The 9,638-nt window shown below is 62.7% G+C and carries 7 protein-coding genes; 3 read left to right on the top strand and 4 right to left on the bottom strand.

Annotated elements, in window-relative coordinates:
* Positions 1-197: 197 nt before the first annotated feature.
* Positions 198-608 (bottom strand): Asp23/Gls24 family envelope stress response protein, encoded by a 411-nt coding sequence (locus GXH28_RS12495; protein WP_169239366.1) that lies wholly within the window; start codon positions 606-608, stop codon positions 198-200.
* Between the two features lie 70 nt (positions 609-678).
* Here GXH28_RS12495 and rpmB point away from each other — a divergent pair, with 70 nt between their 5' ends.
* Positions 679-867, top strand: a complete 189-nt coding sequence (rpmB, locus tag GXH28_RS12490) for a 50S ribosomal protein L28 (protein WP_169239365.1) — start codon at positions 679-681, stop codon at positions 865-867.
* Positions 868-906: 39 nt separating this feature from the next.
* On the opposite strand, the gene rlmN is transcribed toward rpmB, so the two are convergent.
* Both rlmN and GXH28_RS12480 read right to left on the bottom strand, forming a co-directional pair.
* A complete protein-coding gene (rlmN, locus tag GXH28_RS12485; RefSeq protein WP_169239364.1) occupies positions 907-2,025 on the bottom strand; it encodes a 23S rRNA (adenine(2503)-C(2))-methyltransferase RlmN in 1,119 nt (372 codons plus the stop codon).
* A 5-nt stretch (positions 2,026-2,030) separates the two neighbouring features.
* Positions 2,031-3,020, bottom strand: coding sequence for an AAA family ATPase (locus tag GXH28_RS12480; protein WP_169239363.1), 990 nt, complete (start codon positions 3,018-3,020; stop codon positions 2,031-2,033).
* Between the two features lie 72 nt (positions 3,021-3,092).
* On the opposite strand from GXH28_RS12480, the gene GXH28_RS12475 reads away from it, so the two are divergent.
* A complete protein-coding gene (locus GXH28_RS12475) occupies positions 3,093-4,598 on the top strand; it encodes a rhamnulokinase (protein WP_169239362.1) in 1,506 nt (501 codons plus the stop codon).
* Here GXH28_RS12475 and nadD read toward each other — a convergent pair.
* Entirely contained in the window at positions 4,584-5,180 is a 597-nt protein-coding gene (gene nadD / locus GXH28_RS12470; RefSeq protein WP_169239361.1) for a nicotinate-nucleotide adenylyltransferase, read from the bottom strand. The genes GXH28_RS12475 and nadD overlap by 15 nt on opposite strands.
* A gap of 445 nt (positions 5,181-5,625) precedes the next feature.
* Here nadD and rpoB point away from each other — a divergent pair, with 445 nt between their 5' ends.
* A complete protein-coding gene (gene rpoB, locus GXH28_RS12465) occupies positions 5,626-9,543 on the top strand; it encodes a DNA-directed RNA polymerase subunit beta (RefSeq protein WP_169239360.1) in 3,918 nt (1,305 codons plus the stop codon).
* The last annotated feature ends 95 nt before the right edge of the window (positions 9,544-9,638 follow it).

The raw sequence follows: 9,638 nt of genomic DNA, 5'->3' as shown, positions 1-9,638 counted from the left end.
ACAACGGTTCAATGCGCGCCCACAGACTATCAGACAGCTCCCAACTTGCAACGTCGGCGTATCGCGTCCCACTGGTATTATCCATATCCCTATTATGGCTCGTTCCGTAAGTTTAGAGATAGGTTCTAAAGTAAAGTTGCTCGTGCGTTCTTGTCCGCCGCGCGGTGCGCCTCGCCGACGCACGACCGCGCGGGGGCTTAATCTGCGTTCGTCACGCGCAGGCTGGTGACGTGGACGTGCACCGCGTCCACGGCGTAACCGGTGCTGCGCTCGATGCTGTATCGGATCTGCTGTTGCAAGCTGCGGGTCACGGCCTGGATGCGCACGCCGTATTCGGCGATGATGTGAATGGTGACGGCGACGTGCTTGTTGCCGGTCGTCGGGTGATCGGTGATCTGGATTTCCAGACCGCGTCGCGGGTCGGCGTGGGTGCAGTCGAAGCCGGTGAAGCGCGAGGCGATGCCGACCACGCCATACGTGCTGAGCGCGGCGTTGCGCGCCAGCGTGAATACCGCGCGCGGCGAGATGACGATCTGGCCGGCGGCCGGCGGCGTCGCCTCCACTTGTTGCGCCCCATCGGGCGCGGTCGCCTGCTTAAGCGTCTGCATGGTAGAATAGTCCCTTGATGTTAGACAGTTTTTGAGCAAATATCAAGGGTAAGCAGGAGCATAGGACGCCATGGCAAAGTGTGCATTGACGGGCAAGAAGACGACCTTCGGTCATTCTCGCTCGTTCTCGTTCAAGTTGACCAATCGGGCATGGAAGCCGAACCTCCAGCGCCGCCGCATGATGATTGACGGCCGCATGCAGACGGTGATGGTTTCCACCAAAGCCTTGCGCACGATGGTCAAGACGAAGGGCAAGTAACGGTGAGCCTCTTCGTTTGCGCGGGCGGGTGAGCGCGGCTCATCCGCCCGTTTGATTTTCCAACCCAGTCTGCGCCGTCTTCGCTTTCAACTGGCCGCATCCGGCGTTGATGTCAATGCCGCGCCGGATGCGCAGCGTGTTGGGAATGTCGGCTTGCGTCAACACATCGCGAAAGCGGTGGATGCGCGCACGGCGCGACGCATGACCATCGTAGCCGCTGGTTGGATTGAGGGGGATCAGGTTCACATGCACGAGGTTGACGCCGGCCCTGGGGTTGGTTTGGCGCACCAACTCGACCAGCGCCCGGGCTTGCTCGACCGTGTCGTTGACGCCGTCAATCAGCGCCCACTCGTAGCTCACCCGCCGGTTGGTCTTGCGCAGATAGTCGCGCGTAGCGGCCGTCAGCTCGCGCAGCGGGTAGCGCCGGTTGATGGGCACCAGTTGGTCGCGCAGCGCGTCGGTAGCGGCGTGCAGCGAAACGGCCAAGTTGATTTGCGCTGCTTCCTCGGCGAAGCGCCGGATACCCGCCACAAGGCCGACGGTGGAGAGGGTAATCTTGCGCGCGCCTAAGCCGAACCCCCCTTCATGCTCCGGCGTCATCAGTCGTCGCGCTGCCTCCATGACGTTGTTGTAGTTGGCGAACGGCTCGCCCATGCCCATCAGCACCAGGTTGCTCAGGCGTTCGTTGCCGTGTGTTTTGTCGCGCAGCGCGCGCGCCGCCCACAGGGCCTGCTCGACGATTTCGCCCGAGCGCAAGTTGCGCAAGAAGCCCATCTGACCCGTGGCGCAGAAGCTACAGCCCATGGCGCAACCGGCCTGGGAAGATACGCATGCCGTGCGGCGCAGGCCGTCGTATTCCATGAGCACGGTCTCGATTTCGCTGCCGTCGGCGAGTCGGAACAGCCACTTGCGCGTCCAGCCGTCGGACGAATGCTGCTCGGTCACGAGGGTCATGCGGCCCAGCACGTAGGTTTGCTTCAACCGGTCGCGCAGGGGGCGAGGAAGATCGGTCATCTCGTCTATGCTGCTGGCCAGCCGCTGGTAGAGCCAGTGCCAGACCTGCCGAGCGCGGAAGGCCGGCTCGCCCCACTCGGCGAGCTGATGGGCGAGTTGCTCGCACGTGAGGTCATAGAGTGAGAGCGGAATCGGCGTTTGCATCGTCCTCAGCTCGCTTTGACCTTGGCGGTCACGTCGGCGATCACGTCGTCGGGGTTGATCCCTTCGGCTTGGCCCTCGAAGTTGAGCAGGATGCGATGACGCAGTGCCGCCGGCGCAAGCGCTTTCAGGTCCTCGATGGCCACGTTGAACCGGCCGTTCAGCAGTGCCAGCACGCGCCCGCCGAGCAGCAGCGCCTGTGCGCCGCGCGGGCTGGCGCCGTAGCGCACATATTTCTTCACCACGTGCGTGGCGCCCTCGCCATCCGGATGCGTGGCCGACACCAGCGCGGCGGCGTAGCGCGTCACGTGCGAAGCTGCGGGCACCTGCCGCGCAAACTGGCCCATCGCGATTAGCGTGTTGCCGTCCGTCACTTTCGTCGCGCGCGTAGACTTTTCGCCGGTGGTCTGTTCAACGATGGCGGTCAGCTCGTCGAGCTTGGGGAAGCTGACGTTGAGCTTGAACATAAAGCGGTCGAGCTGCGCCTCCGGCAGCGGGTAAGTGCCTTCCATCTCGATTGGGTTTTGCGTGGCCAGGACGAAGAAGGGCTTGCTCGTGGCGTAGGTGCGGCCCAGCACGCTGACCGTGCGCTCCTGCATGGCCTCCAATAACGCCGACTGAGTCTTGGGCGTGGCGCGGTTGATCTCGTCCGCGAGGATCAAGTTGGCGAAGATGGGGCCGGGCTGGAAGCGAAAGGCGCGCTTGCCCGTCTCTTGGTCCTCCAGGATGTCGGTGCCGACGATGTCGGCCGGCATCAAGTCGGGTGTGAACTGAATGCGCACGAAGCGCAGGCTGAGCGTATCGGCGAAGGCGCGCACCAGGCTGGTCTTGCCCAGGCCCGGCACGCCCTCCAGCAGCACATGGCCGCCGGCGATGATTGCAATCAGTGTGTGCCGGATGATGTCTTGCTGACCGATGATCACGCTGGAGACTTGCTTTTCGATCTGCTGCGCAACCTCGGTGAATTTCTCCGGCGTGATCGGGGAGGCGTCTGCCATGAGAGCATTATAGAGGCCGGCCGCAGCCGGCTTGTCTTGTCTGTTGCAGATTTCGCTTCTACACTGCGCGGCATGACGTCGCGCAGTTTCCTGGCATTCGACATCGGCGCAGAAAGCGGCCGCGCCATGGTCGGCGCATTCGATGGCGAGCGGCTGCGGTTGACCGAGGCGCATCGCTTTCCCAATAGGCCGGTTCGCGTAGGCACGCGTTTGTATTGGAATGTGCTGGCGCTGTGGGACGAAGTGCACGCCGGCCTGCGCAAGGCCGCTGCGCAATGCGGCCCGCTCGCCAGCGTGGGCGTGGACACCTGGGGCGTGGACTTCGCGCTGCTCGATGCGCATGATGAGCTGATCGGCAACCCACGGCACTATCGCGACGCGCGCACCGATGGCATGTTGGAAGAAGCCGATGCCCGCGTGGGCCGCCAGCGCATTTTTGAATCCACCGGCATTCAGTTCATGCAGATCAATACGCTCTATCAGTTGCTGGCGATGGTGCGCGCCGGCGCGCCGGCGCTGGAATTTGCCCGCACCTTCCTCATGATGCCCGACCTGCTGCACTTTTGGCTATCCGGTCACAAGGCCTGCGAGTTCACCAATGTGACGACGACGCAGTGCTACGATCCGCGCGCTGGCGATTGGGCGCGCGATCTGCTGGCGGCGTTGGGCATTCCCACGCATTTCTTGCCGCCGGTCATCCAGCCAGGGACGGATCTGGGCGCGTTGTCGCCGTCGCTCGTCCGCGCGCTCGGCGCGAATGGCCTGCAGCAGACGCGCGTCGTTGCGCCGGCCACGCACGATACCGGCTCGGCGGTTGCCGGCGTGCCGGCGTCCATCGAGCGTTACGCCTACATCAGCTCAGGCACCTGGTCGCTGCTGGGCGCCGTCGCGCATCAGCCGATGATTACGCCGCAGGCGCTGGCCTTCAACTTCACCAACGAGGGCGGGGTGGGGGGCACGTTTCGCGTGTTGAAGAACATCATGGGGATGTGGTTGGTGCAGGAGTGCCGGCGCGCGTGGGCGTCGCCGACGGGCGACCTGATCCCATACGGCGAGTTGTTCGCCATGGCCGAGCAAGCGCCGCCGCTCGGCGCGCTGGTGGACCCTGACGATGCGACCTTGCTGCATCCCGATGATATGCCGGCGGCAATCGCTGAGTACTGCCGCCGCACTGGCCAACTCGCGCCCGACGGGCGCGGCGCGATGGTGCGCTGCATCCTGGAAAGCCTGGCGCTCAAGTATCGCTACACGCTCAATCAGTTGCAGGCGCTGCTGGGCTATTCGGTCGAGGTCGTGCACGTCGTCGGCGGCGGCGCGCAGAACGCGCTGTTGTGCCAGTTCACCGCCGATGCATGCGGTGTGCCGGTCGTGGCCGGGCCGGTTGAGGCGACGGCGATCGGCAACTTGCTGATGCAGATGGTGGCGCTCGGAGAGTTGGCTTCCACGGAGGATGCGCGCCAGGTCATCCGGCGTTCCTTCCCGCTCGTCACCTACGAGCCGCAGGAAGCCGGGCGCTGGGATGATGCCTATGCGCGCTTCGAAGCCATGCTGCGCCAGCCGCGATCAATCCCGATATAGTCGTTCAGTTCTGATGTATACCTCGACAGGATAGGGGACAAGGTAGCGCAACGAGGCGTTCTGGCGCGCCATGCGGCGCAGCTCGGTAGATGAAATGTCCACCAGCGGCGCGTGAATCCAGCGCACGCGGCTGCTTATACCAGGTATGTCGCGCTCGATCGCGTTCAGGTCGGGATGCGCACCTGGCCGGCTGGCCACGGCCAACGTCGCCAGCTCAATTAGCCGGCGTGGGTTGTGCCAGTGCGGCAGGTCTTCGAGCGAATCGGCGCCCATGATGAAGCACCAATCGTGCTGCGGATGTCGCGTCTCCAGCAACTCCAGCGCCGTGCTGGAGTAGTGCGGCGCGGGGCGCTCGATATCAATCAACGATAGCCGAAAAGCCGGGTGGTCGCCGATCGCGAGTTGTACCATGCGCGCGCGATGGCGCGCGCCGCTGATCGAGTTACCGGCCTTATGCGGCGGTTGCCCGACCGGCATGAACCAGACTTCGTCGAGTTTGAGTTGGGTGAGCGCTTGGTCGGCGACGACCAGATGACCCAGATGCGGCGGGTCGAACGTTCCGCCGAAGATGCCGATGTTCATAGTGTGCGGTGAAAGCGGATTCTAGGCGCTGCGCAGCCTTTCGTCGAGTGCGCCAGACGCTAGTGGGCACGCGGGAAGGGCCGCCGGTGGTGGTGGCCGAGCCGCATGAGCGCAACGTGCGGATGGTGAGTGGATGGCTCCGGGCGCTGGCAGTTCGTCTTCCCGGACGGCAGCATGAGCGAGGGAATGGGCGCCGGCGCCGCTGCGCCGCAGGGTGCTGCGCTTGAGTCACACCTTGCAGGCAGACCTGTGTGATCGTCCTTTGGGGAAAAAGTCGTGTATAATCGCGCCCCGAAAAGGGGAGCTCAGGGACACAGGCGACTAGGGATTGCCCGGTCGCCTTAAATTCGTCTCCCGAAACCGCCGCTGTGCATGTAAAGCGCATCCGCGATCGGATGCAGTTTTAGTTATCTTTGAACAACCACGTAAGAAGGACGGTAGATTGATGGCGATGTATCAGAACGGAGCGACGAAGTCATACGCCCGCGCGGCCGACATCCAACTCCTTCCCAAGCTGATTGAGGTGCAGATCCAGTCGTTCAAGTTGTTCCAGGACGAACTACTGCGTGAACTCTTTGAAGAAATCTCGCCCATCGAGAGCTTCAACGGCGAGATGGCCCTTTATTTTCCCGGCAACTACAAACAAGCGAGGGAATATGGCTTGACTTACTGGTTCGAGGAGCCGAAGGTCAGCATTGAGGAATGCGTCGAGCGCGACTTGACCTACGGCGCGCCGTTGTATGCCAAAGTCGCATTGCACAATCGCAAGACCGACGAGCATAAGGTGGATACGATCTACTTCGGCGAGTTTCCGTTGATGACCGAGAACGGCACGTTCATCATCAACGGCACCGAACGCGTGGTCGTCTCGCAGCTCATCCGCTCGCCGGGCGTGTACTTTAGCGCCGAAGAAGACCCGAACAGCGGCCGGCCGCTCAGCCAGGCCAAGCTTATCCCCGACCGCGGCGCTTGGATGGAATTTGAGACACGCAAGAGTGACTATATCGTCCTCAAGTTCAACCGCAAGCGCACCATCCCGGTCACCATCCTGCTGCGCGCGCTGGCAGCGGTGGATGACGGCATCACCAAGGACATCTTGACCAGCGGCACCGACGAAGAGATCCGCGCGTTGTTTGCCGACGTAGACAATAACCCCGATCACCGATATATTGAGGCGACTTTCAAGCAGGAGCCGGAGTGGGCCTACAAGCCCTCGCGACCGATCGCGCAGGAGGCGCTGGTCGAATTCTTCAAACGCGTGCGTCCCGGCGACCCGCCCACGTTAGACAACGCGCGCGAGTTCATCCAACAGCAGCTCTTCGACCAACGCCGTTATGACCTGGAGCGGGTTGGGCGCTACAAGCTGAACCAGCGCTTGAACTGCGAAGGCATCATCCCGCGCACGCATCGCACCATCACCAAGCGCGACATCGTCGAGCTGTTGCGGCACATGATTCAGATCAACAACGGCGTGTTGCCCGTGGACGATGTAGACCACCTTGGCAATCGCCGCGTAAAGACCAACGGTGAGCTGATCCAAAACAAGCTGCGCGTTGGGCTGCGCCGGATGGAGCGCATGGTGAAGGAGCGCATGTCCATGCCGGACAATGATTCGCCCTCGCCGGTCAATCTGATCAACATTCGGCCAGTGGTCGCCGCAGTGCGCGAGTTCTTCGGCTCCTCGCAACTCTCCCAGTTCATGGAGCAGACCAACCCGCTCAGCGAGTTGACCAGCAAGCGCACTTTGTCGGCGCTTGGGCCGGGGGGGCTGCGCCGCGAGCGCGCCGGCTTCGACGTGCGTGATGTGCATCACAGCCACTACGGCCGCATCTGCCCGATCGAAACGCCCGAAGGCCCGAACATCGGTCTGATCGGCCGCCTGGCGACCTATGCGCGCGTGAACGCCTATGGATTCCTGGAGACGCCTTACCGTAAAGTGAAGAACACCGTGCCCAATGTGGCGTCTGAGACCGAAGGCCGCACGTTGCGCGAGGACGTCCTAGACAGCAAAGGTGGGGTCATCGCCCAAGCCGGCACGCGGATTGACCACGAGCTGGCAGTTAAGCTGCAGCGCTACAAGACGATCACGGAGATTCCTGTTCGGCCCTACGTCACCAATGAGACGGTTTATATGTCGGCTGACACGGAGGACAAGTTCACCATTGCGCAGGCCAGCGCTCGGCTGAATGAGAAAGGCGAGTTCCTGGATAACCGCATCTCGGTGCGGCGATATCAGAAATTCATGTTCGCCAACCCGAACCAAGTAGATTACATGGACATCTCGCCGAAGCAGATCGTCGGCATTAGCGCGGCGCTCATCCCGTTCGTCGAGCACGACGAAGCCTCGCGCGCCTTGATGGGGTCGAACATGCAGCGCCAGGCCGTGCCCCTCCTCAAGCCCGATGTGCCGCTCGTCGGCACCGGCATGGAATCGCAGGCGGCTATGGATAGTGGTCAGCTCGTCGTTGCGGCGGAGGACGGCGAAGTCATCAGCGTCACCGGGCGACAAATCGTGGTGCAGAACAGCAAGGGCCGCCGCGTGTATCCGTTGCGCAAATACAATCGCAGCAACCAGAGCACCTGCATTGACCAGCATCCGATTGTGGTGAAGGGGCAGCGCATCAAGAAAGGCCAGGTCATCGCCGACTCATCCAGCACCCAGAACGGCGAGCTGGCGCTTGGCCAGAATGTGCTGGTCGCCTTCCTCAGTTGGGAGGGCGGCAACTACGAGGACGCGATCGTGGTGAGTGAACGCCTCGTTCGCGAGGACTTATTCACCTCGATCCACATCGAAAAGTTCGAGACCGAATCGCGCGAGACCAAGCTGGGCCCAGAGGAGATCACGCGCGACATTCCAAACGTGGGCGAGGAAGCGCTCAAAGACCTTGATGAGAATGGCATTGTTCGGATTGGCGCCGAAGTGAACCAGAACGACATTCTGGTGGGCAAGATTACGCCGAAGGGCGAGAAGGAGCTTTCGCCTGAAGAGAAGCTGCTGCGCGCGATCTTCGGCGAGAAGAGCCGCGAAGTGAAAGACACCTCGCTGCGCCTGCCCAACGGCGAGCACGGCAAAGTGGTGGAGGTCAAAGTGTTCAACCGCGATGACCACCGCGACCTGCCCGCCGGCGTAAACCAAATGGTGCGCGTGAGTGTGGCCCAGCGTCGCAAGCTCACCCAGGGGGACAAGATGGCCGGCCGCCACGGCAATAAGGGTGTGGTCTCGCGCGTCGTCCCCATCGAGGACATGCCGTTCCTCGAAGACGGCACGCCCGTGGACATCATCCTGAATCCGCTGGGTGTGCCCGGCCGTATGAACATCGGCCAAATTCTCGAGACCCACCTCGGCTGGGCAGCGAATCGCCTGGGCTTCCGTGCCATCTCGCCGGTGTTTGACGGCGCTTCGGAGGCGGAAATTGAGGCCGAGCTGTGCCGCGCCTGGATGATTGATCGGGCTTACCACGAGATTACCGAGCGCGCGTGGGCGGCGTTGCGCGAGAACAATGTGGATACTCAGATGCTGCGCGACGACCACGACGCGCGCATGGCCTACATCGCTGAATGGTTGGCCGACAGCGACTACGACCTCGACCGCGCCACGCTGGATGAGACGTATGCACGCCGCATCGTGTTGAATGAATGGCTGAAAGAGAAAGGATATGCCCCGCAAGCGTTGCTGGTCTATGAAAACGACCCGCGCTCGCACCAAGAGCGTGAAGAAGCCGACCGCCAAGCGGTGAACGCCTGCCTGCGACTGTGGCTCGAGGCGATGGGGCGCAAGGTGGGCAACCTGAGCGACGAGAAGCTGCGCGAGCTCGCCAACGAGGTCAGCATGGAGATCGGTGAACCGTTGCCGACGCTGGGCAAGATGCGCCTGTTCGACGGCAAGACCGGCGAGCCTTTTGACAAACCGGTGACCGTCGGTTACCTACACATGCTCAAGCTGGCGCACCTGGTCGAGGACAAAGTGCACGCCCGCTCAACCGGCCCGTACTCGCTGGTGACGCAGCAGCCGCTCGGCGGCAAGGCGCAGTTCGGCGGCCAGCGCTTCGGCGAGATGGAAGTGTGGGCGCTGGAAGCCTACGGCGCGGCTCACACGCTTCAGGAGATGCTCACGGTCAAGTCGGACGATGTGCAAGGTCGCGTGAAGACCTACGAGGCCATCGTCAAAGGCGAGCCGATTGAGGAACCCGGCATCCCGGCGTCGTTCAAGGTGTTGGTGAAGGAATTGCAGTCGCTGGGCTTGGCAGTCGAGGCGATCAACGAAGCGGGCGAGGTCATTCACTTCGGCAAAGATGAGGATCGCCGCCAGGTGCCGAAGCTCGGCGGTTTTGGCTTGCCCGGACTGGAAGCGCTGGAACAATAGCCGGCGCTGGCCCCCTCTCCGCATGGCATATCTCGGCTGGCACACGACGTCGCTCGGCTCCTAGCGCCGAGCGACGCGCCAGCTTCATCGCAGGC

Source organism: Candidatus Roseilinea sp. NK_OTU-006 (assembly GCF_012931985.1).
In the GTDB taxonomy this organism is placed as follows: Bacteria; Chloroflexota; Anaerolineae; order J036; family Brachytrichaceae; genus JAAFGM01.
This window is presented reverse-complemented; position numbering and strand designations above follow the sequence as displayed.

What these genes read in the sequence shown, in the direction of transcription:
- GXH28_RS12495 (WP_169239366.1), bottom strand. Translation starts at nt 608, where the DNA reads ATGCAGACGCTTAAGCAGGCGACCGCGCCCGATGGGGCGCAACAAGTG.
- rpmB (WP_169239365.1), top strand. Translation starts at nt 679, where the DNA reads ATGGCAAAGTGTGCATTGACGGGCAAGAAGACGACCTTCGGTCATTCT.
- rlmN (WP_169239364.1), bottom strand. Translation starts at nt 2,025, where the DNA reads ATGCAAACGCCGATTCCGCTCTCACTCTATGACCTCACGTGCGAGCAA.
- GXH28_RS12480 (WP_169239363.1), bottom strand. Translation starts at nt 3,020, where the DNA reads ATGGCAGACGCCTCCCCGATCACGCCGGAGAAATTCACCGAGGTTGCG.
- GXH28_RS12475 (WP_169239362.1), top strand. Translation starts at nt 3,093, where the DNA reads ATGACGTCGCGCAGTTTCCTGGCATTCGACATCGGCGCAGAAAGCGGC.
- nadD (WP_169239361.1), bottom strand. Translation starts at nt 5,180, where the DNA reads ATGAACATCGGCATCTTCGGCGGAACGTTCGACCCGCCGCATCTGGGT.
- rpoB (WP_169239360.1), top strand. Translation starts at nt 5,626, where the DNA reads ATGGCGATGTATCAGAACGGAGCGACGAAGTCATACGCCCGCGCGGCC.